Source organism: Aurantibacter aestuarii (genome assembly GCF_003008425.1).
Classification (GTDB): Bacteria; Bacteroidota; Bacteroidia; order Flavobacteriales; family Flavobacteriaceae; genus Aurantibacter; species Aurantibacter aestuarii.
Genome location: NZ_PXOQ01000009.1, coordinates 750937 through 775301, shown reverse-complemented (window position 1 = coordinate 775301; position 24365 = coordinate 750937). Strand labels below are relative to the sequence as shown.

Below are 24365 nucleotides of genomic sequence, written 5' to 3'. Positions count from 1 at the left end.
TATGAAACTTCTTTATTTCTATCCAGAAAATCCATTAAGTCATAACCAAGGAAATAACTTAAGAGCTTATCAATTGCTTCAATATTTTAAGTTTAAAGGGTTTCAAGTAGATTTTGTAGCTCAAGAGTCTCATATTAAGAATGCATTTACATTAAATGATATTGAAACGCTAACAAAAAATAATTTAATTAGACGAGGGACACTCTTAAAAAGAAGAAAACGTTCAGGTCTTAAATATGCATTCTCCAGAATTGTCCTATTGTATAAAAGTCTATTTAACAATTATAAAAAAGTGTTCGACCGAATTCGCTTTGGGCAAATTAAAGATCTTAAGACCTTTATTGCAAAGGAAAGTTACGATATTGTAATTATTTCGTACGCGTATAATTACAGACTTATAGATGAGATTGATTTTGGAAAAGCTATAAAAATTTTGGATACACATGACTTTTTATCAGCACAATTCAATAGGCCAGATTTATTCAATAAAGAAATTTCAATTGCTAATTTGTTTGACTATGTTTGGAGTATATCTATAGAAGAAGATTTTTTGTATTCTCAGTTTTTAAATAAAAAATCATATCTAATTCCACATGCTAATAAAATAAATAAATGCGAAACTACTATAAAAAGTGAAATTGATGTTATTTATGTTGCTAGTAAAAATCATCATAACATAGTTGCCATCAATTGGTTTATGGATTCTGTATTACCCTTACTCAATCCAAATATTAATATCACAATTATTGGTAAAATTACAGAAGTAGTTAAAGCTTCCAACAATGTAATTTGTGTACCATTTGCAGAGCAATTAGAACCATTTTATCAGCAATCTAAAATTGCTATTTGTCCAATGTTTACAGGTACTGGACTAAAAATAAAAGTAGTAGAGGCACTGTCCTTTGGTCTACCTGTTGTTTGTAATAAACGCGGTGTTGATGGTTTACTAAACAAGACATCAAATGGTTGTCTTGTAACCAACAAGGCTAATGAATTTGCAGATTATATTAATAGACTTATGGACAATCAAGACTTTTATGATAAAAATAAAACGGAAGCAGTTTCATTTTATAATCAAACATTAAGTACTTCAAGCGTTTATAAACAATTAGATACCTTTTTTGAAGATGCTATATAAAAAAATTAAAACCTATTTTAAAAATCTAAAACTCAAGAAAAAACTCATAAAACAAGAAGCTTTTTTTAAGCTTGAAGATTATACATTTAAATCTCATAATGTTTTAATTGTAGATGAAATTATTCCTGAATATAATAAAGATTCTGGCTCTCGCCGTTTAACAGAAATAATAAAACTGCTTATAAAAAATGACGTTGGAGTTTTCTTATTAGCAGATTTAAAGCAATACAAATACCATAGCACCTACATAAATTATTTTAAATCATTAGGCGTTAACGTTTATGAACCTAAAGTAGAAGCTAATAAATTAGTAACAAAAGAACTATTTATAAAAAAAATAGCTTTTAAATTAAATACAGCTTGGTTGCATCGCCCTAATATTTTTTATACATATCATGATTTAATTAAAACCTGTAACCCAAACACAAAATTAGTTTTTGATATGGTTGATTTTCACTATGTTAGATTTATGCGTGAATTTGAACTTTCTAAAAATAAGTATAGTAAATCCGAAGCTAATAAGTTTTTAAAAATTGAATTGGATAATTGCAAAAAAGCAGACGCCATAATTGCTATCTCAAATACCGATAAAGTTCTACTAGAAAAACATTTTGAACAAAAAGAAAAAGTATTGGTACTGAGTAATATACATAATTATATTTCAGAAAATAAGTATTTTAAACCTTTTGAAAAGCGTAGAGATTTGCTGTTTATTGGTGGCTTTAAACATGAGCCAAATATAGATGCTGTTAAATTTTTATTTGAAGAAATTATGCCTTTAGTTTGGAAAAGCCATCCCGATATTAAAATTAATATTGTTGGAAGCACTATAACCAATCAAATAAAATCTTATCAGTCACCTAACTTTAATATAATGGGTTTTGTAGATGATATTGATACTATTATAAATTCATCACGTGTTTTTGTTGCTCCATTACGTTTTGGAGCTGGTATTAAAGGTAAAATAGGACAAAGTTTAGAACATGGCTTGCCACTTGCTACTACAGATGTAGGAGAAGAAGGTTTTGAGTTTGGTAGTGTTAGATCAAAAATGGTGGCTAATAACGCTAAGGATTTTGCTCAGCTAATTTTAAATTTATACGAAAACAAGCAAAGCTGGGAAGAAGTAAGTTCAAAATGTGAAGACATTCTAAAACCATTTTCCCTTATAGAAACTGAAAAAACGCTACTGCAAATAATTAATTCTTAACGCGTAAACTATAAGCTAATCCATTTCCACCTTTGGCAACTATGGCAAATGGTTGACCGTATTTTTTTGGTTTAGCTAGTGCTTTCATACCATATTTAAAAAATAATATGGTTTGTATAGTTTTGTAATACCAATAACTATAGTTTTTTTGGATAACATATAAGTATGCGATAGTAAACTCTACTTTCATTTTTACATTAACAGAACTCTTACCAAGATGATGTAAAAAAATACCATCAGGATAAAAAACAGTTTGGTATCCAGATTTTCTAAGTCGTTCCCCAATATCCATCTCTTCGTAGTATAAGAAAATGTTAGTGTCAAATCCTCCACAAGCCTTGTAGGCTTCAGTTTTAAAAAACATAAATGCACCAGAGACCAAATCTACTTCAAAAGGTGTTTTTAAATCACTTTGATGTAATTTAGAGTAATAGGAGTATGGCTTAGGTTGTTTAAATAATTGATATGAAATACCTTGAAATTGTCTGTAACTATATATAAAAGGTTTATGATTACTATTTATTTGAGGTAAGCCAAGACATCCAATTTTTGAGTCTGTTTTTATATAATTTAAAAGTTTTAGTAAAGAGTTTTCAAGAAACTCTACATCGTTATTTACAAAAGCTAAATATTTTCCTTTGCTAAATTGATAGCCTAAAGAGTTTCCTCCGCCAAACCCTAAATTTATTTTGCTTTCAATTAACTTAACAGTATAATTTTCAATTCCATTTTTTAAGTCTTGTAGCTCAGATGTCTTTGAATTATTATCAACTACAATAATTTCATAAGTTAGACTTTTAGTATATTTGATAATAGTTTCAATACACTTTAACGTATAACTAGAAGAGTTATAGTTAATAATTATTATAGAAACATCCATGATATCTATTTTTTTCAAAATTAAATAAAATTAAATAGATGTTAGTATAATAGTATGATATAAGTTTTATATGAATAAAATACATGTTGGTTTTTTAGTATCTTATGATTATGAGTTATTAAAAAAAGCAATTCCTTTCGTTTATAACCATTCAGATAAGATATTTTTGGCATTAGATGCAAATTTTAACACTTGGAAAGGTGAGCAGTTTGTTATTGAAGATTCTTTTTTTGATTGGTTAAAAAGTTATGATAAACACTCTAAAATAATTATTTATAGAGATGACTTTTATATTCCTGGTTTAAGCTCTATGCAATGTGAGGTAAGAGAACGGAAATTATTAAGTGAAAAAATGGGTTTAGAAAACTGGTGTATTCAATTAGATGCAGATGAATACTTTATTAATTTTAATGAATTTACAAAGTATTTACTAACCCAAAACAAACTTTTAAATTCTAAAAAAGGCATTCAAATAGCTGTTTTTCTTTATAATATTTATAAAAAAGTAGACGAAGGATTTCTTGTGGTTTCAAAACCTACCCGAGTTTTGGTTACCACGAATAAACCAGAGTTTAAAGTGGGGCGTAAATGTAAACAGCAAATTATTTATAAGCCTTTTGTAGTACTTCATGAATGTTTATCTAGAACAGAAGAAGAGTTAAAGCAAAAGCTAGATAACTGGGGTCATGATACTCAAGTTAATAGTGGTTTTATGGAAAAATGGAAATCGGTTAACGCTTCCAATTATAAACAAATGCAAGATTTTTTTTATATAGAACCAGAAAAATGGAAATCCTTAGAATTAATAAAAGCTAAAAATATAGAGGATTTAAGTGAGACACTAAACTATGAAGAGATTCTACCTAGTAAAAGCTATATTTTTGGTAAAAATTTTGGGCAGTGGTTTAAATTTTTATTTAAGTAATAAACTTTTATAAACCTGTATATATTCTTTAGCTGTTTTACTCCAAGAAAAACTTTGTGCATATGTTTTTATTGCTTCACTTTTAAGTAATTGGTTGGATTGAAAATTGTCTAAACTTTTTATAACTAATTCAGCCATATATTTAGGTTCAAAATGTTCCCAATAATAAGCGTGTGGACCTCCAACTTCAGGTAATGCACTTTTGTTGGATAGAATAACTGGTTTTCCAAATTGCATAGCTTCTATTGGCGGTAATCCAAACCCTTCCCTTAATGAAGGAAATACAAACGCAGTACAATTTTTATAATGAAACCACTTATCTTCTTCACTAATCTTTCCTGTTATAATAACACGTTCTTGGAGATTTAGGGCTTCAATTAATTGTCGACACTTATCGGCATAAGTAGTAGTGTTTTTACCAGCTAAAAGCAAGGTGAAATCAGGTAAATGCACAAGCATTTCAATTAAGGTATGAATATTTTTTTTCTCTAAAAATTCCCCTATAAAAAACAAATATTTTCCTTTTATAGCATGCTCGGGTTCATGCGTTTCTACTAATTTATTACTAATATTTGCACTGCCATTATAGATCACATACTCTTTAACGTTAGGAACATTAAAGTATTTATGTGTCATCGATTTAGCGTAATTAGAAATATAAGTAATTGCATTGGTACGAGCCAACTTATTTTCAAAGCGTTTTTTATGTTTCTCTAATTTTTCGCCGGTCATTTCTTCCATAAAATTGACATCATGCACTGTAAGTAGATATGGAATGTTGTGATAAGGCTCAATTTTTGTATTTTGATTTAGAGAATGCCATAAGTCATATTTTTTTCTAATTCTAAACCATTTTTTGCGGTAAATAGATTTATAAGACTTATGCTTAAAATCGTTTAAAATTTTTTTAGAAAAAGATGATTTTCTAGAACTCATTACCGTAAATTCTAAATCATCATTTTGTTTTAAAATTTCTATATGTAATGCCTCAATAAGCTGTTTATTATATTGACCTAATCCAAAATATAAGTTATTTATATTATGAGATTCTAGAAAGATGTGTGGCATACTTGAAATTTTAAACAAAATAAATAAAACTTTAAGAATTACAGAGAGGTTCACTTAAATATCTTCAATAAATTGTAATTTTGAATTTATGAAACGTGAAATCCATTCTAAATACCTTAATAAGTCTTCACATTTAGACAATTTTGTTATAAATTTTTCTACCCAAGGAGAATCTTTTGGTAATCAAGACCGGAATAGTTTGAAGTTATTTAATTTAGACGGAGAAATTCTAAATGTAAAATCTTTTAAGGTACCTAATGTTATTAATAAAGTAGCATATCGGTTTTTAAGAAAAAGTAAAGCTGAGCGTTCTTATAACTATGCAAATAAGCTTATTGATCTAAACATCGGTACACCTCAACCTGTTGCTTTTTATGAGTTTAAGTCGGCTTTTTTCTTTGGAAAGAGTTACTATATTAGTCATCAAATAGATTGTGATATTACATTTAGAGAATTAACTAAAGATTTTAATATTCCAAACCATGAAGCTATTTTGAGAGCTTTTACACGTTTTACCTACAAACTTCACGAAAACAATGTAAACTTTCTAGATCATTCGCCAGGAAACACACTTATTAATTTTAATAACGGAAATTACGAGTTTTATTTAGTGGACTTAAATAGAATGAATTTCAAACCACTTTCTTTTAATGAACGTATTAAAAATTTTTCAAAATTAGCAGTACACCAATCTATTATTGAGGTCATGAGCGATGAGTATGCAAAATGTATTAATGAAGATTATGATAAAGTATTTCAATTAATGTGGAAATACACTAACAATTTTCAAGAAAAATATCACAGAAAGCGTCGTTTAAAGAAAAAAATAAAATTTTGGAAAAAATAATTAACTTCTGTTTTTTCTTAATAACCACAGCTTAACATAACGCATAAAAACCACATAGGCTTGTATATAGCCAATGGTAAATCCAACAAACCCATCACGAAAACCACTTTGGACAATATAATGTTTAAAAAAACCCCAAAACGGTTTTAACACCAAATGGTAAGGTGTTATTTTTCCTGTTTTTAGATCATAAACCTTGGCTTGTTGCGTTGCATACCTATTCATTTTTTGTATAAAAGCATCAAAATTTTTATAGGTATTATGAGATAATTTGTGTTTTAATTTTCCAGTAGTTCCAGTGCAAATAATTTCTTCGTGCACAAAAATATCTTCGTATCTAGAATATTTTTTATCAAACAAGCGAATTACAGCATCATTTCGCCAACCACTATAATGCACTCTTTGTCCCATAAAATGATTAATGCGCTTTATCCAAAATGCTTTTTCTTTAATTTCTTTTTGCTGTAAAACAGATATAATTTCTTTTTTAAGTTCTGGTGTAACCCGTTCATCTGCATCTACTAACAATATCCAATCATGTTTTGCTTGCGGAATAGCCCAATTTTTTTGTGCGGCATGGTAATCGAAAGTTCTTTGTAAAATTTTTGCACCTAAATTCATTGCTTTTTCTACAGTACCATCTGTACTAAAACTATCAACTACCAATATTTCATCTGCAAAACTAACCGAAGCAATTACAGCTTCAATATTGTTTACTTCATTTTTTGTAGGTATTAATGCAGTTAATTGGTGTGCCATAATAAATAATTTAGAATCTAAAAACTAATAGGCATTTGCTTTAAGCAACTTTAGATGTGTTTTTAATTTTCTAAAAAAGGAAATATTTCTTTTTGAAGGTACTTTATGGTCTTTTAAATAAGTTACGACTGCTTCTACCATTCGTTTAGCCGATTGACCGTCTTGATAAGGATGGTAATTTTCTATAATATTTGTTCTGTTTTTTGAAAAAACATCTTCCAATAAAGTTTTATCTATTAATGCATTTAAATTATTATACTCTAAGCTATTTTCCCAAATTATATTAGACGAAATATTTTTAAATGTTATTACGGGTTTATCAAGTAACATAAATTCATATATTACAGAAGAAGTATCACTTATTAAAACATCTGAAATTAATAAAAATTTGGTAATATCTTTTTCTTCTTGAAAGAGTATATTATTTGTGCTTTTAGCTAATTTTTTATAAGTATCTATCCATTCTTTTGCCATTAATGGATGAAATTTTAATAAAATTAGAAAGTTCTTTTTTTTTGCTAAATTTTTAATTTCATTAATTAAGAAAGGAGCAGAGGTTAATTTTGGTGAAAATGTTGGGGCATATAAAAGTATTGTATTTGCATTGTAGGTTGTAAGTAATTCCTTTTTATATGCATGGTACTTATCTTTTTGTTTCCCATAAATATCTAATTTAGGCCAACCTGTTTCTATAACATCAAAATCGTTATGTGTTTTTTTTAACTCATTAAACTTTTTAGTAAAATAAGGACCTTGAGTTAGATATAAGTCGAAATAATTACGGATTCTAAAATGGCCTTTTTTTTCTCCAGCCAAACCATGGAAAATTTGAGTTTTTAAACCTCTTAAAAAGTAAGGCACCTCATTTCCTGGAGCAAAAATTACCTCTGGATTATATGATTTTATTTTAAGTATGGAACTCGTGTATTGATCTTGTTTAAACGGGAAATCTGCACTTATTTTTGGTGCTACATACCATAAAAAATCATAATTTAAATTTTGTAGTTCCTTTTTTATGGGTTCTAAAATGGCAAAAGCGTAGTTATTTAGACAAAAAAGTACAAATTTCATTTTTTAAAATAATTTGTTTACTGCAGCTAAATCTTCAACAAAATCAACTTCCATACAATTGTATTTTGAAATGTCTATAGCGCTTAATTTTAAATTATCCTTCTCTATGGCGAGTTCTAAACCTTTTTCAAAATAATCATTCGCATCACATTGTTCTAGTCTCTCAATAAAATACTTAATGTCTTTAGAGGCAATGTAATTAATACCTACAGCTTCACCTAATCCATTTTCTACTTCTTTAGATAGCGCATTTACATAACCATTTTTTAAGGTATACTTAACTTCTTCTTCAGCTACTCTATTTGTATTAACTGCAACAAACGAAGTATTCTCTTGTATTGCTGGTTGTAGTATACTTAATAATTTTTGATCAAAAACAACGTCTCCGTTAAACCATAAAACAGATTCGTCCTTATGTTTCTTTAAGGCTTTTAATAAACTTTTTGAGGTGTTTGTAATGTCAAAAAAAGGATTGTATATATAAGTAAGTTCTGGGAACCGTTCCATTATAATATCTTTTTTAAAGCCTACCACTACAGAAATGGAATCTACATCAAAATAAGCTGAAATATTATCTATTTGCGTTTGCATGATGGTTTTTCCATTATTAAGAGGTGTCAAAGGTTTTGGAAAAGGATTCCCTAATCGCGATCCAATACCTGCAGCAAGGATAATTATTTTCATAAAGATATAGTCTTTTTATTTGCTAATGCTCAAATATATGTCTATTAAATTAGTAAAAAAAATAAACCTTATTACTAATCTTAACTAAATAGGGTACTATTATTTTCACTAATTTATCTTGGTGTTCTAGAATTAATCGGTATTTAATTAAATTCTTTATTCATATACTTTAGTATATAACAATTAATCGTTTTAATTTAAATCCTTATAAAGGGATGTGTTAAAGTAAAATGAGAAGTGAGTATTATAGAGATTAAATGGTATATATTAATCTTCATGTATAAAGGTTTTACATAAAACTTTACAGCACTTACACAGCCGAATTAAATTTTCTAACAATACAAATAAGTTATAAATACAACCTGAATATATATATTATTTCTTTTTTAACTTTGAAAAAATCGCTATACATAGAAATTTATTTAATTTTGATACTTAGTTAACTTGTTATATGAAAATGATAAATATATCTGCTAAACATTATATAGGAGAAGGAGATATTAGAACTTGCTACGAACATCCAGAAAACAAATTTTTATGTATCAAGATACCTAAGCCACATGTTAAGGAAGAGTATACAAATAAAGAGTTGCGGTATTTTAAAAAAATTAAAAAGCACACCAAAAATGATTCTTCTTTTTATTCAGATTATAGAGGTGAAGTATCTACAAATTTGGGAATAGGACAAACTTTTGATTTGATTAGAGATGAGTCTACAGGTAAGATTTCGAAAACTTTAGAATTTTATTTGTTACAAAACCAACAAACTATCCCAATTTTAGAATTAGAAAAGGCTTTGTCTGTTTTAAAAGACCAAATGTTAAAGTATAAAGTTTTTACAAGAGATTTAAGAGCTAGAAATATTTGTTGTAAAAAACTAAATGAAAATAAAATTGAATTAGTAATAATTGACGGTTTAGGTCATTCTGATTTTTTTCCTTTTGCAGATTACGTTACTTATTTTTCCAAAAGAAAATTAATTAGATCTTACCATAGATGGCATTTCAATACTATTCAAGATCAAATAAATTTTTTAAAAATTTAGATTTTAATTGTATTCAAAAATTCATTTAAAGATTCTAAAAATAAATCTGGTTTAAATCTATTATAATAATAACCACTATCTTTTTTTGCTGCTTTTAGATCATATGTTTCGTAATCATTTAAATGCACTGCACTGTGTATCTTAGATTCTACTGCTCCAAACCAATTCTTTTTAATAATATAGGGTGAGAAAATTGTAAATGTAGGTGTATTTAATGCTTTGGCCATATTGATAGCTCCACCTTCGTTACCTATCATAGCATCGCAACACCAGGTTAATGCCAAAAATTCTCTTAAGGTTTTTCCATATAAATTAAAATAGATACAGTTTTTTGTTTGAGGCTTACATAAATTAAAAATGTTTTTTGCTTCGGTAATTTGTGAAGGTATGTAATTAAACAGCAACTGTGCATTTGGTTGTGTCTCACAAATAAAATCTAACACATTTGCCATAAAATGTATAGGGTAGGTTTTAGAATTATTACTTCCTAAAACACTAATCATATATAAGGGGTTTGTTTTAGAAATTTCAAACTGCTCTAGAAGTTTTCTTGCATTATTTTTTTCTATTTCGGTTAAATATATTTTTGGAGAAAGTGTTGTGTCGGGATTAATACCTAAAGGTTGTAACAATTTTAGTCTATTCTCTCTAGCTAAACTGATGTTAAAACTAGGTGTTTTACTTCGTGAAATAGTATTGGTATACAAACATTTAGTATACCATTTTCTATATGATATACGCTGCTTTGCTGCACTAAAAAAAGTGGTTAAAGCACTTGTGGTGACCGAATAAACATCAATAACAATTGTGTAATTCTCCGATCTAATTTGGTTTAAAAAACGCCAAAATAATATCTTATTTTGGCGTATGTTGGGCGAAAGTATAATACTATTATCTATGTAAGGATTATTTTCAATAACCGCTAGAGTATTGGACTCAACCAAATAATCTAATTGAGCTTCGGGAAAATGCTTACGTAATGCTTCAAATAAAATTGTACTTGTAAGCACATCTCCAATCATTTTTTGCTGTATTATTAAAACCTTCATAAGTGTTCTTTGCGAAAATTATACCGCTACATTATACTCACGTAACGCATCGTTAAGCGATGTTTTTTTATTGGTACTTTCTTTTCGTTTACCAATAATTAAAGCACAAGGTACTTGGTAGTCTCCCGCAGGAAATGTTTTAGTATAACTTCCAGGAATTACAACAGAACGTGCAGGAACAACACCTTTGGTTTCAACAGGTGTATCTCCAGTAACGTCTATAATTTTAGTACTCATAGTAAGGACCACATTAGCTCCAAGAACGGCTTCTTTTTCAACTCTAACACCTTCAACTACAATACAACGTGAACCTATAAAAGCGCCATCTTCAATAATAACCGGAGCAGCTTGTAAAGGTTCTAAAACGCCACCAATACCAACGCCACCAGACAAATGCACGTTTTTACCTATTTGTGCACAGCTACCTACAGTAGCCCAAGTATCAACCATAGTACCTTCATCTACATAAGCACCAATATTCACATAACTAGGCATTAAAATAGTTCCGGCAGAAATGTATGCACCGTGACGCGCAACTGCATTAGGTACCACACGAATACCTCTTTCAGCATAATTTCGTTTTAATGGGATTTTATCATGATACTCAAAAATACCAGCTTCTAGAGTTTCCATTTTTTGAATAGGAAAATACATGACTACCGCTTTTTTAACCCATTCATTAACTTGCCAGCCATCTGTTACAGGTTCTGCCACACGTAATTCTCCCGCGTCTAATAAATCTACCACCTTTCTAATGGCATTTTGTGTTTCAGTTTGGTCTAATAAATCTCGGTTATCCCAAGCAGCTTCAATAGTATGTTGTAAATATTTCATAATATGTTGTTTTTATTCTCGCGCATGCGGGAATCTTTTTAAAGTCTATTTTATTTCTGTTATTAATTCAGCGAAAGCGAAAATCAATTAGTTTTCTAACCACTAACCTCTAACCACTGTAATCATTGAAATTATGGCGTTCCCTAACGGTCGCGCTTTCGGCAGTCGCTTTTTTTGCTATACCTAAAAGATTAAAAAACCTTTCAGGAATACAAAAAAGAGCTCCAACAAAGCCTCAATCGCTAACGCAAATATAAAAAGCCAAATTTAAAATGGGTACAATTATTTAAGCATTACGAATATAAACCTTAAATTTGCACTCGTTTCTATAAAACAATAGATAGTAAAATAGTATGGCACGTATATTAGCAATAGATTTTGGGAAAGTTCGTACAGGTTTAGCAGTAACCGACGAGCTTAAAATTATTGCATCGGGTTTAACCACAGTAGCAACTAAAGAGGTTATAGACTATTTAAAGGACTATACCGCAAAACATGAGGTCGAATTATTTCTGGTAGGCGAGCCTAAGCAAATGGATTATACGCCAAGCGAAAGTGAGTCTTTAATTCTTCCCTTTATTGGCAGATTAAAACATGCCTTTCCAGAGATGCCAATAAAACGTGTAGACGAACGTTTTACCTCTAAAATGGCTGCCCAAACCATGATAGATAGCGGACTAAAGAAAAAGCAACGCAAAAATAAAGCCTTGCTGGACGAAATTAGTGCCACCATAATTTTACAAAGTTACCTTTACAATTTATAAATAAAAGTACATGATATTACCAGTAGTAGCCTATGGCGATCCTGTTTTAAAGAAAAAAGCAGTAGAAATTACACCAGAATACCCCAATTTAAAAGCATTAATAGAAAATATGTACGATACCATGTATGGTGCTTATGGTGTTGGCTTAGCTGCGCCACAAATTGGCTTAAGTATTCGTCTATTTCTAGTAGATGCGTCACCTTTTGCAGACGATGAAATTTTAGGTGAAGAAGAGCAAAATTTTTTAAAGAATTTTAAACATACCTTCATTAACCCAGTTATTTTAGAAGAATCTGGAGACGAGTGGGCATTTAACGAAGGTTGTTTAAGTATTCCAGAAGTGCGTGAAGACGTGTTTAGAAAACCAAATATTAAAGTGCAATATCAGGATGAAGATTTTAACACCAAGACTATGGAATTGTCTGGTCTGGCAGCACGAGTGTTTCAGCATGAGTACGACCATATAGAAGGTGTTTTGTTTACCGATAAATTATCATCACTTAAAAAACGTTTAATAAAAGGAAAGCTTGCCAACATTTCAAAAGGAAAAGTAGATGTAGATTACCGTATGAAGTTTCCTCTGGCTAAAAAGAAGCGTTAAAAATTTGCATAACCGTTGTAAACCTTTCATATTTGCAACCTTTAAAAAACTAAATTATGGCATTAGATAAAGTATTATCCATTTCTGGAAAACCAGGTTTATATAAATTAGTCACTCAAACACGTTCTGGTTTTTTAGCAGAATCGTTAACCGATAACAAACGTATTTCTGTTGGTATCCAACAAAACGTAAGTATTTTAAGTGAAATTGCTATTTATACCTTAAGTGAAGAAGTGCCTTTAAAGAGTGTTTTTAAGAAAATTTCTGATAAAGAAAATGGTAAAGAAACCAGTATAAGTCATAAAGCACCAAAGGTAGAGTTAGAAGAATATTTCTTTGACGTTTTACCAGATTATGATGAAGATCGTGTGTATGCAAGTGATATTAAAAAAGTAATTTCTTGGTATAACTTACTTCAAAAAAATAATTTGTTAGAATTTGAAGACGAGAAAAAGCCTGCTAAAAAAGCAAAAGCCTCTAAAAAAGCGGCTTCAAAAGAAGAGGAGTAGATGTAGCAATGTAATAATTTAATAATGTAACAATTATTAAATTAGGTTACTCTTGTCACTTCGAGTGATTTTAGACGATAGGAAAAAATAGTATCAAGAAGCCACAAAAGCCTGACCTTTAACCATATAAAATGGTCCGTTCGAACGCAGTCGAGAACTAAAATAAATTCAATCATAAAAAACATCCAGCCATTTGCTGGATGTTTTGTTTTAAGTACTTTTATAACAGCAAATACAACACCATGAATAGCAGAGCAGAGCAATTAAAAGCATTTGATAGATTATTAACCATTATGGACGAGTTGCGTGAGCAATGTCCGTGGGATAAAAAACAAACTATGGAAAGCTTACGTCATTTAACCATAGAAGAAACCTATGAGTTAGGCGATGCTATTTTGGATAAGGATTTAAATGAAGTTAAAAAAGAACTGGGCGACGTTTTGTTACACCTGGTGTTTTACGCTAAAATTGGTAGCGAAACTAAAGATTTTGATATTGCCGATGTTTGTAACAGTATTTGCGAGAAATTGATCCATCGTCATCCACATATTTATGGCGATGTTAAGGTAAAAGATGAAGTCGAAGTAAAACGCAACTGGGAACAGATCAAATTAAAAGAAGGCAAAGGAAAAACGAGTGTGCTAGAAGGCGTTCCTAAAAGCTTACCAGCATTGGTAAAAGCCAACCGCATACAAGATAAAGTGGCAGGTGTGGGTTTTGACTGGGAACAACCCGAACAAGTTTGGGAAAAAGTAGAAGAGGAGCTACAAGAGTTTAAAGATGAAGTTAAAACCAACGATGCCGATAAAATGGAAAGCGAGTTTGGCGACGTACTATTTTCTTTAGTAAACTACGCGCGTTTTAAAAACATAAACCCAGAAAATGCTTTAGAGCGTACCAATAAAAAATTCACGAAACGTTTCCAGTATTTAGAGGAAAAAGCCAAGTCTTTAAACAAAAACTTAAAAGACATGACACTTGCTGAAATGGATGTGTTTTGGGAGGAAGCCAAAACGCAGTAATTGGAAAATTTGATAAAATTTTCAAATACACAAGTATTTTGGGAAGAAGCCAAGCAAATTTAGATTTTTAGGTTTTTGTTTAACGTCTCGGTTATGAATAGTTGCGATGGCTAGGTCTAACTTAGCAAAAAGAAACCGAACCAGAGGAAAATCCGTAGGATTTTTCGAGTACACACAAACCAAGCAATTGATTACATACGTTTTTGTGGGTAGTTTTTATTCTAATATTTTCCGCAACGTTTTTTTATTAAATTCAATTAAAAACTCTTTTGTAAATAAAGGGTTATAACCATATAATTCGTAATCAGTAGCGGCTGAAATCCCCAGACATGCACGAACAGTACGGTAATAATTCTCGCCTATTAATTTCTCGTTCTCAAAATAAAATTCAGTAAAGGATGACAAATCTGTTAAAATCGGACTTTTTTCTTCGGTCTTAATTGAAATTAACTCGTTATTTTCAAAATAGTAATTAATTATTAATTGACTATTCGAGAAGAAATTTATAGTCTTTATTTTATCACCAAGATCATAGATTTGAACTTTAACAGAATCAACAGTGATTTTTTTTATTTCTTTTGTTTCTGTTGAGATTGAATCAATTTTGTGTGTTTTTATTTCAAGTTTTCTAAGCTTTAAGCTATCTACTTGTCCATAAACAGTAGTAGATAGAAATATTCCGAAAAATATAGTTAATAAATTATTCATTATTCTCAAATTACACACAACGACTTGATATGAAATCGTTTTAATTTTTTAGTTCTGATGTTAAACGAAGTTAGACTAAAAAAATGACAAACTCAAACAACGTTATTTTTAAAAACCTTCCTAAACCGTAGAGGCAATTCATCTTTTATGGTTACTAATGCTTTAGTAAATGGATGAATAAATTCTAAACTATAGGCATGTAAATACATACCTTTTCCGTTTAAAATTAAATGTGGTAAGCCATAATCTTTATCGCCTAAAATGGGATTGCCTAGTTCTGCACAGTGTTTGCGGAGTTGGTGCTTTCGTCCAGTTTCTGGAGCTAAGTTTACAAGATTTAAAAGCTTAAAACGTTCCGAATTAACACGGTCTAAAATATTATAATGAGAAATGGCTTTTTTGCCATCTATATCAGAAGCAATTATACCTTCTTTTGGCATGTTACCAATGGTAATGGCATAATAGTTTTTTTGAATGTTTTTGGTTTTAAAAAGTGTATTTAAAGCAATAATACTTTGCTTGGTTTTACCAATTAACAACACACCTGTAGTGGCATAATCTAAACGATGTACAGGTTGTGGTTTGGTCGCATCAGGTTGTGTGCTTCGGTTTAAGTTTTGCTCTAAAGCGTTGGTAACGGTTTTAAATTTGTTGCCACTTACTAAAAGTCCTGCGGGTTTTCTAATTACGGCTAAATAATCGTCCTCAAAAACAACATCTAGGTTTTGTATAAATTGCTTTTTCTGTGTTGTAGGTTCTAATGCTGTAAGTGTAATGTTTTCGCCTCCATAAATATAGGTTGCTGTGGTAGCTATTTGCCCATTAACGGTAATTAAACCTTTTTTTATGGCTTTTTTTAATGCCGATTTGGTAAAAGCCAACTCAAAAATACCAACACCATAGTCCTGCAACCTTTTTGGCAGATTTTGTGGTGTGGCAATATGTGTTTGTGTTTTAATAAGATATATATTTATACGCTTAATAAACCAAATTCTTGCAATTCCAAAATAGGTTTAGAAAACCAGAATAATTCAAAATTTTCAAATTGGGTTTCAAAGTCTGCTTTTAACTGAGCAAACGTTATTAATTTTTGGTTGGTTGGTTGAAGTGCTTCTAATTGATTTACCAACCATAAACCTTCAGCTTCATTTAAAGTAATGTCTAGTCGTTCTAATTTATCATGAAATTGTAAAGAAACCAATTGGTTAGTAAAGCCTTTTTTTGTTTTGGTAAATCTTTCAACTAATGGCTCATGACCTAACCAAATTATTTTGGCGTTTGGTTTCATTTGAAACTGAGGTTGTTCCGCTAGGCAATCTTCAATATAAAATGGTGTAATAGTAGTTCTTGGTATTTTAAAATCGAACCAATCCTGCAAATCCAAATCAAAACCAATACCGTGCATGTAATTAAATAAAGATTTTTTTAATCCGTAACTAAATTTACTATGGTCTATACCAGTTTGGTCGCTAAAATCTACATCGTTATTAGCAAAGCTAATGTCTTTATAATGTGGCGTAACACCATAAGCATCTGGGTTTTTGCCAATTGGACTATGTGTGGTTAATGCAAATTGGTGCCAGAATCCGGATTGGATAATACCAAGCTCGAATAACTGTCGCACCATTTCCAGACTATCTATAGTTTCTTGTTCGGTTTGTGTGGGATAGCCATACATTAAATACGAGTGAACCATAATATTCGCTACGGTAAAATGTCTGGTTACTTGTGCGACTTGTTCTACACTTACGCCTTTATCTATAAGTTGTAATAATCGGTCGGAAGCAACTTCGAGTCCGCCAGAAACTGCAATACAACCAGAAGCTTTTAATAACAAACATAAATCTTGGGTAAAGTTTTTTTCAAAACGAATATTTGTCCACCAAGTAACCACCAATTCACGTTTTAAAATCTCTAATGCTAAGGCTTTCATTAATGCTGGAGGAGCGGCTTCATCTACAAAATGAAAACCATTTTCGCCAGTTTGTGCAATTAATTGCTCCATGCGATCCACCAATAATTTAGCAGCAATGGGTTCATAAATTTTGATATAGTCTAAACTGATATCGCAAAATGTGCATTTTCCCCAATAACAGCCATGTGCCATAGTAAGTTTATTCCAGCGACCATCGCTCCATAAACTGTGCATGGGATTGGCAATTTCTATAACCGAAATATATTGGTCGAGTTTTAAATCGGAATAGTCTGGCGTGCCAATGTCGGCTTGTTTATAATCGGCTTTTGGGCTATTATTTTTATAAACAACTTCGTTATTTTCTTTAAGAAATGTACGTTTTAAGGTTGTTTCGACTGAGTTAGACGTGATATGTTGGTATAATAATTCTATAGGTAGTTCGCCATCATCTAAGGTAATAAAATCAAAAAATTCAAATACACGCGTTTCAGTAAGATCACGCAATTCGGTATTTGGAAAACCGCCACCTAAAGAGATTTTAATATTTGGGTAGTTCGCTTTTATGTATTGCGCACAACGAAACGCGCTATATAAATTACCAGGAAATGGTACAGAAATACATACTAATTTGGGTTGTGTTTGTTGTAGCTGATGTTCCAGAAGTTGAATACTAATCTTATCTATAAAGGTATAATCCTGTTGAAGTGTGTTATATAAATCGTCAAACGCATTGGCGCTTTGTCCTAAGCGTTCTGCATATCGGGAAAACCCGAAATTCTCATCGATACATTCTTTAATAAAATCTGATAAATCTTCTAATAAAAGCGTAGCTAAATGTTTGGCTTTATCCTGTAATCCCATAGATCCAAAAGCCCAATCCATATCGTCTAACTGCTCAAAACGTGATGCTCTGGGTAAAAAATTATCGGTACAAATTTGTCTGGCAAATGTGGGGTTTTTGCCTTGTAAAAAAGCAATAACCTGATTAAGCGGTTTTAAATACTCATGCCTTAAAGTATAAATACGCTGCGCATTTTCTGAGCTTATGGTATTTTTCTCGAAAGCAATTTTAAAAACGTTTTCAAAGGTTTTTTTAGTGAATAGCTCTAAAATAACTTCAATACCTAAATCCATTTGGTATGCCGAAATGTTTTTAGTATTTAAAAAGCCTTTTAAATAAGCAGTTGCCGGATATGGTGTATTTAACTGAGTAAATGGAGGCGTTATAAGAAGCAAGTCTTTCACTATAAAAAACAATTTTAAACAAAGATAGTAGTTAAATTACGATATGCTTAATTTTTATAAGATGAAGTTATATAAAGAAAAAGCCATTTCAACTCAATGAAATGGCTTTTTAAAAACTATGGTGTTCTTATAATTATTTTAATAACTCATAACTGCGTTTTACAAAGTCGCTTAACTCTTTACCTTTAAGCAATCCTTGACTTAAACGTGCTAAATCTAAACTTTGGTTAATTAAACGCTCCTGATTTTCTTTTTCTGTAGTATTTAAAATTTCACTTACTAGTTCAGAATTGGTATTCACCACAAGATTATACATTTCTGGCATGTTACCCATTCCAAACATACCACCACCGCCGCCAGATGCTTGCATCTCTTTCATACGACGCATAAATTCTGGTTGTGTAATCATAAATGGTGTAGCATCACTATCCATAGATTCTAGTTGCACCATAAACTTTTCTTGTGGAATAGCTGCTTTTAAAACCTCTTCTAAAGCTTTAGTTTGTTCTTCATCTAACTTAGAAACTTTGGTTTCGTCTTTAGCAATTAACTTGTCTATATGGTCTGCATCTACACGTGCAAAAGAAATATTTTCTTTAGTACTTTCTAATTTTTGCATTAAGTGCGATACAATTGGAGAATCTAATAATAACACTTCATAACCTTTAGCTTTAGCAGCTTCTATATAGCTGTGTTGCTCATCTTTATTGCTAGCATAAAGAATAATTGTTTTGCCATCCTTATCGGTTTGGTTGGCTTTAATTTTATTAATTAATTCTTCGTAAGTAAAATAAGTGTCATCTACGGTTGGATATAATGCAAATGCATCAGCTTTTTCAAAGAATTTTTCTTCGGAAAGCATTCCGTACTCAATTACAATTTTAATATCGTTCCATTTCGCTTCAAAATCTTCACGGCTATTATTAAATAACAACTTTAATTTATCGGCAACCTTACGAGTAATGTAAGATGAAATCTTTTTAACAGCGCCATCTGCCTGTAAGTAAGAACGAGATACGTTTAAAGGAATATCTGGAGAATCAATAACACCACGAAGCATAGTTAAAAATTCTGGAACAATGCCTTCTACATTGTCGGTAACAAATACTTGATTTTGGTATAGCTGAATTTTATCTTTCTGCATATTCATATCGTTTGTCATCTTAGGGAAATATAAAATCCCCGTCAAATTAAACGGATAATCCACATTTAAATGAATATTGAATAATGGCTCCTCAAATTGCATTGGGTACAATTCGCGGTAAAAATTGGTGTAATCTTCGCCTTCTAATTCTGTTGGTTGCTTAGTCCACGCAGGATTAGGGTTGTTTATAATATTATCTACAGTGATTTTACGGTGCGGTTCTTTAGTTTCCTTTCCGTCTTTATCTGTTATTGTAGCTGGTTCGTGCTCTGGATCGTTTATTTCTTTAGTTCCAAACTTAATTGGAACAGGCATAAACTTATTGTACTTAGTTAAAAGCTCACGTATACGTGCTTCTTCTAAAAACTCGGTAGAATCTTCAGCAATGTGTAAAATAATTTCTGTACCTCTATCGGTTTTATCGGCTTCTTCTAAAGTAAATTCAGGAGAGCCATCGCAAGTCCAATGTGCGGCTTTTGTACCTTCTTTATGAGATTTTGTAATGATTTCTACTTTTTCAGCCACCATAAATGCCGAGTAAAAACCTAAACCAAAATGTCCAATAATTCCAGAATCTTTAGCGGAATCTTTATACTTATCTAAAAATTCTTCAGCTCCAGAAAAAGCAACCTGATTAATGTATTTTTCAACTTCTTCAGCCGTCATACCTAATCCTTGGTCTATGATATGAAGTTTTTTACCTTCTTTATCTATTTTAACCTCAATGATTGGGTTGCCATATTCGGCTTTACTTTCACCAATAGTAGTTAAATGTTTTAATTTTAAGGTAGCGTCCGTACCATTACTAATTAGCTCACGTAAAAATATTTCGTGATCACTGTAAAGAAACTTTTTAATTAAAGGGAAAATGTTTTCTACAGATACATTAATTTTTCCTTGTGCCATAATACGTATTTGTTTTTATAAGTAATCCTGCGTTTGCAAGATACTGTTGTTGTTAAATTAATTTTATTCTGTTTATGAGAGTGACAACAAAAATGCCAATAGCGAAGAAGTGACAAAGTGACATTTTTATAGGAATTATGCACGCATAGTAAATGTAGACTGAAATCTTAAGAGCTATGTATTAAATAGCTAATTTCGTTAGACTAATATTTTAAGAGAACTATGTACAATTCAAAAATTATAGGTTTAGGTAAATATGTGCCAGACAATGTGGTTACCAATGAAGATTTATCGAAACTTATGGATACTAATGACGAGTGGATTACCGAAAGAACAGGTATTAAAGAACGTCGTTGGGTAAAAGAAGGTAGCGGAGATACAACAGCCACTATGGGTGTTAAAGCCGCAAAACAGGCTATTGAACGTTCTGGATTAGATAAGGATGATATCGATTTTATCATATTTGCAACTTTAAGTCCAGATATGTATTTTCCTGGTCCTGGTGTACAAGTACAACATGCTTTAAATATTAAAACAGTTGGTGCTTTAGATGTACGTAACCAATGCTCTGGCTTTGTTTACGCTATTTCTGTTGCCGATAACTTTATAAAAACCGGGATGTATAAAAATATTCTGGTGATTGGTAGTGAGTTACATTCTCATGGTTTAGACAAAACCACTAGAGGTAGAGGTGTTAGCGTGATTTTTGGTGATGGAGCAGGAGCAGCAGTGTTAACACGAGAAGAAGATAGCAGTAAAGGTATTTTAAGCACGCATTTACATTCGGAAGGCGAACATGCTGAAGAATTGGTGTTAGTAGCTCCAGGTATGGGTAAACGTTGGGTAAACGATATTTTAGCCGATAATGATCCAGAAGATGAAAGTTATTATCCACATATGAATGGACAATTTGTATTTAAAAACGCAGTAGTTCGTTTTAGTGAAGTCATTATGGAAGGTTTAACTAAAAATAATTTAGCAAAAGAAGCTATAGATATGCTTATTCCACATCAAGCTAACTTGCGTATTGCACAATTTATTCAGAAAAAGTTTGATTTAAGCGATGACCAAGTGTTTAATAACATCCAGAAATATGGAAATACTACCGCAGCATCTATTCCAATTGCTTTATGTGAAGCTTGGGAAGAAGGAAAAATTAAAGAAGGCGACCATGTGGTTTTAGCCGCTTTTGGTTCTGGATTTACCTGGGGAAGTGTAATTATAAAATGGTAAAACCTTAGAAAAACTTATAAATTAAAAAATCCGATACAGCTCTTGTATCGGATTTTTTTCGATTAACACTTGGTTAATTAAATTTTTAGCAGGTTATTTAGAAGACTAATTCAAAAGATCTGTAATATTTATTATTTCAAGTTGTTACTATTAAGACGCTGTTTTTTGAATTTTATTACTCTGATTATCAGACTTTAACATTATTTAACGTTTCTGTTTAAGTTCTTTTCAAAAAGCTTAAATAAATTTAACCTGAAAAAAATAATTATGAATAAGAAAACTTTAGTTATAGGCGCATCTACAAACCCAAACCGCTATTCTAACCGAGCTATTAAAGCTTTAAGAGGGAAAAATATAGAAACTGTTGCAATTGGTCTGCGTGACGGAGAAGTAGCAGATGTACAAATAAATACAAACCTTAAATCTTATGAAGATATTGACAGCGTAACCTTATACTTAAATCCTAAACGACAGGTAGAGTATTACGACTACATAATATCTTTAAGTCCTAAAAGAGTTATTTTTAATCCGGGAACCGAAAATTTTGAATTTTATAAAATTTTAGAAAATGCAAATATAGAGGTAGAGGTGGCGTGTACATTAGTGTTATTAGCTACTCAACAATATTAATTAGGTGTAATATCTATTGGTGATTGTTTTTTTTGACCAATTAATAATAGACCAATAAACGTGAAAAGACCATTTACAATTAATATTTCAAACCCTATTTTATAGCCATTAAATAGCATTTCAGAGTTGGCATTTAAAATGTAAGATACTATTGGGGCAATTAATGCAATTACCCAAACCCATTTATCTTTAATGTGTTTTTTGGTGAATATTCCAAAAGCAAATAACCCTAATAATGGTCCATAGGTGTAACCTGCTGCTTTAAATAATTCCCAGATCACAGAAACATCGGTAAAAATAAAATTAAAGGCAATAATGACTAAAGCCAGTAAAACGCTAAATCCTATGTGAGTTTGTTTTCTAATACGTTTACGTTTTTGTTCTTCTTTAGTCTCTATATCTATAATATCTATGCAAAAAGAGGTTGTAAGTGAAGCTAAAGCAGAATCTGCACTACTATAAGCAGCAGCAATTAGGCCCAAAAGAAAAAATGCAGAAGTAACCACACCAATTTCAGGAAGCATAGCTATGGTTGGAAATAAATCGTCTTTAGTAGCGGTAATACCATTTTGTGAAGCATAAACCGTTAGCAATAAACCTAAAGCTAAGAATAGCAAGTTCACAAAAACCAGAATAAAACTAAAACTAATCATGTTTTTTTGAGCTTCTTTTAAGTTTTTACAGGTCAAGTTCTTTTGCATCATATCTTGATCCAAACCAGTCATAGTAATGGTTATAAACATTCCCGCTAAAAAACTTTTTATAAAAAACTGGGGATTATTATGATCTTCAAAAAAGAAAATTTTGCTCATGTCACTTTCCGATACAGTAGTATAAACCTGAGAAAAACTATTTAAGTCTAATGCATTGGCTAAAAAAACAATAGTAACTACAACAGAAATAAGCATGAAAAGGGTTTGTAAAGTGTCGGTAAAAATGATGGTTTTTATGCCGCCTTTAAAAGTGTAAAGCCAAATTAAACCAATTGTAATAAGAACAGTAATTGTAAACGGGATTTCTAATGGATCAAACACTAATAATTGTAACACTTTTGCTACTAAAAACAAGCGAAATGAAGCACCAACCACACGACTTATTAAAAAAGCAATAGCTCCGGTTTTATAGCTGGTATTCCCAAAACGCTCATTTAAATAAGTATAAATAGAAGTTAAATTAAGTTTGTAATAAATGGGTAAAAGTACATAGGCAATTACCAGATAACCTACAAAATAGCCTAGTACAATCTGAAAGTACCCAAACTGATTAGCTTCTACTGCACCAGGAACCGATATGAAAGTTACTCCAGATAATGATGCGCCAATCATCCCAAAAGCAACTAAATACCAAGGAGCAGATTTATTAGCTTTAAAAAAGGCATCGTTACTGTCTTCTTTTCCTGTGAAATATGAGATAGCTATTAAAACAATAAAGTATATAGCAATTAAACCTATAATTTGAAGTGGCGTCATTTTCAATTTAATTTGTATGCCGAAAATACAAATCTTAAATCATAATTTGTATTTCATAAGCATATTTAAATGTAGTAAATTTGTACATATGGAATTTTCATCAAAACTATTAGAAAACGCAGTTAATCAGGTGTCACAATTACCGGGAATAGGTAAGCGTACGGCTTTAAGACTGGTGTTACACTTATTACGTCAGCCTGCAGAGCAAACCAATCAATTGGTACAATCGCTTGGTAAAATGCGCAACGAATTAAAGTTTTGTAAATCCTGCCATAATATAAGCGATGTCGATTTGTGTGAGATTTGCTCTAGCCACAAGCGTGATAAAGATATTATCTGTGTGGTGGAAGATGTACGTGATGTCATGGCAATAGAAAACACGAGTAGTTTTAAAGGCTTATATCATGTTTTAGGTGGTAAAATATCACCAATGGATGGCATAGGTCCGCACGATTTAAACATCAATTCTCTTATAGAAAAAGTCAAAACCAATCAGGTAAAGGAGCTTATTTTTGCATTAAGTCCAACTATAGAAGGCGACACCACAAATTTTTATATTTTTAAACAAATTAAAGAATATAATGTCGAGACGTCTACTATAGCAAGAGGCATTTCGGTAGGAGACGAGTTAGAATATGCAGATGAAATTACCTTAGGACGAAGTATTTTAAATCGTATTCCGTTTGAAAATTCTTTAAAAGCTTAAAGA

Annotated in this window: 24 protein-coding genes; 12 read left to right on the top strand and 12 right to left on the bottom strand. The window is 30.9% G+C overall.

The genetic code is table 11. The annotated features are described in order from the left end of the window. Window position 1 precedes the first annotated feature (1 nt). The gene (locus C7H52_RS10200) at window positions 2-1138 is read left to right on the top strand and encodes a glycosyltransferase (protein ID WP_106463797.1); all 1137 of its coding nucleotides are present in this window, start codon (window positions 2-4) and stop codon (window positions 1136-1138) included. Next, complete coding sequence (locus C7H52_RS10195) at window positions 1128-2348, top strand: glycosyltransferase (protein WP_106463796.1); 1221 nt, start codon at window positions 1128-1130, stop codon at window positions 2346-2348. Before C7H52_RS10200 ends, C7H52_RS10195 begins: the two co-directional genes overlap by 11 nt. Here the strand turns inward: C7H52_RS10195 and C7H52_RS10190 are convergent. After that, window positions 2338-3246, bottom strand: a complete 909-nt coding sequence (locus tag C7H52_RS10190) for a glycosyltransferase family 2 protein (protein ID WP_146130038.1) — start codon at window positions 3244-3246, stop codon at window positions 2338-2340. The genes C7H52_RS10195 and C7H52_RS10190 overlap by 11 nt on opposite strands. 52 nt (window positions 3247-3298) lie before the next feature. Between C7H52_RS10190 and C7H52_RS10185 the strand changes: the two genes are divergently transcribed. After that, a complete protein-coding gene (locus C7H52_RS10185; RefSeq protein ID WP_106463794.1) occupies window positions 3299-4153 on the top strand; it encodes a hypothetical protein in 855 nt (284 codons plus the stop codon). Here the strand turns inward: C7H52_RS10185 and C7H52_RS10180 are convergent. Continuing rightward, a complete protein-coding gene (locus C7H52_RS10180) occupies window positions 4142-5221 on the bottom strand; it encodes a glycosyltransferase family 4 protein (RefSeq protein WP_106463793.1) in 1080 nt (359 codons plus the stop codon). The two genes, C7H52_RS10185 and C7H52_RS10180, sit on opposite strands and share 12 nt — an antisense overlap. 88 nt (window positions 5222-5309) lie before the next feature. Between C7H52_RS10180 and C7H52_RS10175 the strand changes: the two genes are divergently transcribed. After that, on the top strand, window positions 5310-6068 hold the full coding sequence (locus C7H52_RS10175; RefSeq protein ID WP_106463792.1) for a lipopolysaccharide kinase InaA family protein: 759 nt from the start codon (window positions 5310-5312) through the stop codon (window positions 6066-6068). Here C7H52_RS10175 and C7H52_RS10170 read toward each other — a convergent pair whose 3' ends face one another. The 3 genes from C7H52_RS10170 to C7H52_RS10160 are packed head-to-tail and all read right to left on the bottom strand — an operon-like array spanning window position 6069 to window position 8582. After that, window positions 6069-6827, bottom strand: a complete 759-nt coding sequence (locus C7H52_RS10170; protein WP_106463791.1) for a glycosyltransferase family 2 protein — start codon at window positions 6825-6827, stop codon at window positions 6069-6071. 24 nt (window positions 6828-6851) lie between these two features. Further along, the gene (locus tag C7H52_RS10165; protein ID WP_106463790.1) at window positions 6852-7898 is read right to left on the bottom strand and encodes a CDP-glycerol glycerophosphotransferase family protein; all 1047 of its coding nucleotides are present in this window, start codon (window positions 7896-7898) and stop codon (window positions 6852-6854) included. A 3-nt stretch (window positions 7899-7901) separates the two neighbouring features. Beyond that, complete coding sequence (locus tag C7H52_RS10160; protein WP_106463789.1) at window positions 7902-8582, bottom strand: phosphocholine cytidylyltransferase family protein; 681 nt, start codon at window positions 8580-8582, stop codon at window positions 7902-7904. Window positions 8583-9033: 451 nt separating this feature from the next. Between C7H52_RS10160 and C7H52_RS10155 the strand changes: the two genes are divergently transcribed. Then, window positions 9034-9627 (top strand): YrbL family protein, encoded by a 594-nt coding sequence (locus C7H52_RS10155; RefSeq protein WP_106463788.1) that lies wholly within the window; start codon window positions 9034-9036, stop codon window positions 9625-9627. Here the strand turns inward: C7H52_RS10155 and C7H52_RS10150 are convergent. Together C7H52_RS10150 and C7H52_RS10145 are read right to left on the bottom strand one after the other, a co-directional pair. Further along, a complete protein-coding gene (locus C7H52_RS10150) occupies window positions 9624-10676 on the bottom strand; it encodes a glycosyltransferase family 9 protein (RefSeq protein WP_106463787.1) in 1053 nt (350 codons plus the stop codon). The two genes, C7H52_RS10155 and C7H52_RS10150, sit on opposite strands and share 4 nt — an antisense overlap. Before the next feature lie 18 nt (window positions 10677-10694). Then, on the bottom strand, window positions 10695-11510 hold the full coding sequence (locus C7H52_RS10145) for a 2,3,4,5-tetrahydropyridine-2,6-dicarboxylate N-succinyltransferase (RefSeq protein WP_106463786.1): 816 nt from the start codon (window positions 11508-11510) through the stop codon (window positions 10695-10697). Between the two features lie 353 nt (window positions 11511-11863). Here C7H52_RS10145 and ruvX point away from each other — a divergent pair, with 353 nt between their 5' ends. The 4 genes from ruvX (at window position 11864) to mazG (ending at window position 14406) form a co-directional block, all read left to right on the top strand. Further along, a complete protein-coding gene (gene ruvX, locus C7H52_RS10140; RefSeq protein WP_106463785.1) occupies window positions 11864-12274 on the top strand; it encodes a Holliday junction resolvase RuvX in 411 nt (136 codons plus the stop codon). A 10-nt stretch (window positions 12275-12284) separates the two neighbouring features. Further along, window positions 12285-12875: a peptide deformylase gene (def, locus tag C7H52_RS10135; RefSeq protein WP_106463784.1), complete on the top strand. Its 591-nt coding sequence runs from the start codon at window positions 12285-12287 to the stop codon at window positions 12873-12875. A 56-nt stretch (window positions 12876-12931) separates the two neighbouring features. After that, window positions 12932-13384: a DUF5606 family protein gene (locus tag C7H52_RS10130; protein WP_106463783.1), complete on the top strand. Its 453-nt coding sequence runs from the start codon at window positions 12932-12934 to the stop codon at window positions 13382-13384. A 242-nt stretch (window positions 13385-13626) separates the two neighbouring features. After that, window positions 13627-14406 carry a nucleoside triphosphate pyrophosphohydrolase gene (gene mazG, locus C7H52_RS10125; RefSeq protein ID WP_106463782.1) on the top strand — a complete coding sequence of 260 codons (780 nt, stop codon included), beginning with the start codon at window positions 13627-13629 and terminating at the stop codon, window positions 14404-14406. Window positions 14407-14622: 216 nt separating this feature from the next. On the opposite strand, the gene C7H52_RS10120 is transcribed toward mazG, so the two are convergent. The 4 genes from C7H52_RS10120 to htpG form a co-directional block, all read right to left on the bottom strand. Continuing rightward, window positions 14623-15114, bottom strand: coding sequence for a hypothetical protein (locus tag C7H52_RS10120; RefSeq protein ID WP_106463781.1), 492 nt, complete (start codon window positions 15112-15114; stop codon window positions 14623-14625). A 92-nt stretch (window positions 15115-15206) separates the two neighbouring features. After that, entirely contained in the window at window positions 15207-16025 is an 819-nt protein-coding gene (locus C7H52_RS10115) for an RluA family pseudouridine synthase (protein WP_245918596.1), read from the bottom strand. A gap of 59 nt (window positions 16026-16084) precedes the next feature. After that, complete coding sequence (locus C7H52_RS10110; RefSeq protein WP_106463779.1) at window positions 16085-18274, bottom strand: B12-binding domain-containing radical SAM protein; 2190 nt, start codon at window positions 18272-18274, stop codon at window positions 16085-16087. A gap of 133 nt (window positions 18275-18407) precedes the next feature. After that, a complete protein-coding gene (htpG, locus tag C7H52_RS10105; protein WP_106463778.1) occupies window positions 18408-20324 on the bottom strand; it encodes a molecular chaperone HtpG in 1917 nt (638 codons plus the stop codon). A gap of 222 nt (window positions 20325-20546) precedes the next feature. On the opposite strand from htpG, the gene C7H52_RS10100 reads away from it, so the two are divergent. Together C7H52_RS10100 and C7H52_RS10095 are read left to right on the top strand one after the other, a co-directional pair. Further along, window positions 20547-21557 carry a 3-oxoacyl-ACP synthase III family protein gene (locus C7H52_RS10100; protein WP_106463777.1) on the top strand — a complete coding sequence of 337 codons (1011 nt, stop codon included), beginning with the start codon at window positions 20547-20549 and terminating at the stop codon, window positions 21555-21557. Between the two features lie 267 nt (window positions 21558-21824). Beyond that, complete coding sequence (locus C7H52_RS10095; protein ID WP_106463776.1) at window positions 21825-22187, top strand: CoA-binding protein; 363 nt, start codon at window positions 21825-21827, stop codon at window positions 22185-22187. Here C7H52_RS10095 and C7H52_RS10090 read toward each other — a convergent pair. Next, window positions 22184-23656, bottom strand: coding sequence for a sodium:solute symporter (locus C7H52_RS10090; protein WP_106463775.1), 1473 nt, complete (start codon window positions 23654-23656; stop codon window positions 22184-22186). The two genes, C7H52_RS10095 and C7H52_RS10090, sit on opposite strands and share 4 nt — an antisense overlap. Before the next feature lie 88 nt (window positions 23657-23744). On the opposite strand from C7H52_RS10090, the gene recR reads away from it, so the two are divergent. Next, on the top strand, window positions 23745-24362 hold the full coding sequence (recR, locus tag C7H52_RS10085; RefSeq protein ID WP_106463774.1) for a recombination mediator RecR: 618 nt from the start codon (window positions 23745-23747) through the stop codon (window positions 24360-24362). The last annotated feature ends 3 nt before the right edge of the window (window positions 24363-24365 follow it).

Bases quoted from the DNA above. Each gene is read 5' to 3' on its own strand.
- C7H52_RS10200 (WP_106463797.1), top strand. From the start codon at position 2: ATGAAACTTCTTTATTTCTATCCAGAAAATCCATTAAGTCATAACCAA.
- C7H52_RS10195 (WP_106463796.1), top strand. From the start codon at position 1,128: ATGCTATATAAAAAAATTAAAACCTATTTTAAAAATCTAAAACTCAAG.
- C7H52_RS10185 (WP_106463794.1), top strand. From the start codon at position 3,299: ATGAATAAAATACATGTTGGTTTTTTAGTATCTTATGATTATGAGTTA.
- C7H52_RS10180 (WP_106463793.1), bottom strand. From the start codon at position 5,221: ATGCCACACATCTTTCTAGAATCTCATAATATAAATAACTTATATTTT.
- C7H52_RS10175 (WP_106463792.1), top strand. From the start codon at position 5,310: ATGAAACGTGAAATCCATTCTAAATACCTTAATAAGTCTTCACATTTA.
- C7H52_RS10170 (WP_106463791.1), bottom strand. From the start codon at position 6,827: ATGGCACACCAATTAACTGCATTAATACCTACAAAAAATGAAGTAAAC.
- C7H52_RS10165 (WP_106463790.1), bottom strand. From the start codon at position 7,898: ATGAAATTTGTACTTTTTTGTCTAAATAACTACGCTTTTGCCATTTTA.
- C7H52_RS10160 (WP_106463789.1), bottom strand. From the start codon at position 8,582: ATGAAAATAATTATCCTTGCTGCAGGTATTGGATCGCGATTAGGGAAT.
- C7H52_RS10155 (WP_106463788.1), top strand. From the start codon at position 9,034: ATGAAAATGATAAATATATCTGCTAAACATTATATAGGAGAAGGAGAT.
- C7H52_RS10150 (WP_106463787.1), bottom strand. From the start codon at position 10,676: ATGAAGGTTTTAATAATACAGCAAAAAATGATTGGAGATGTGCTTACA.
- C7H52_RS10145 (WP_106463786.1), bottom strand. From the start codon at position 11,510: ATGAAATATTTACAACATACTATTGAAGCTGCTTGGGATAACCGAGAT.
- ruvX (WP_106463785.1), top strand. From the start codon at position 11,864: ATGGCACGTATATTAGCAATAGATTTTGGGAAAGTTCGTACAGGTTTA.
- def (WP_106463784.1), top strand. From the start codon at position 12,285: ATGATATTACCAGTAGTAGCCTATGGCGATCCTGTTTTAAAGAAAAAA.
- C7H52_RS10130 (WP_106463783.1), top strand. From the start codon at position 12,932: ATGGCATTAGATAAAGTATTATCCATTTCTGGAAAACCAGGTTTATAT.
- mazG (WP_106463782.1), top strand. From the start codon at position 13,627: ATGAATAGCAGAGCAGAGCAATTAAAAGCATTTGATAGATTATTAACC.
- C7H52_RS10120 (WP_106463781.1), bottom strand. From the start codon at position 15,114: ATGAATAATTTATTAACTATATTTTTCGGAATATTTCTATCTACTACT.
- htpG (WP_106463778.1), bottom strand. From the start codon at position 20,324: ATGGCACAAGGAAAAATTAATGTATCTGTAGAAAACATTTTCCCTTTA.
- C7H52_RS10100 (WP_106463777.1), top strand. From the start codon at position 20,547: ATGTACAATTCAAAAATTATAGGTTTAGGTAAATATGTGCCAGACAAT.
- C7H52_RS10095 (WP_106463776.1), top strand. From the start codon at position 21,825: ATGAATAAGAAAACTTTAGTTATAGGCGCATCTACAAACCCAAACCGC.
- C7H52_RS10090 (WP_106463775.1), bottom strand. From the start codon at position 23,656: ATGACGCCACTTCAAATTATAGGTTTAATTGCTATATACTTTATTGTT.
- recR (WP_106463774.1), top strand. From the start codon at position 23,745: ATGGAATTTTCATCAAAACTATTAGAAAACGCAGTTAATCAGGTGTCA.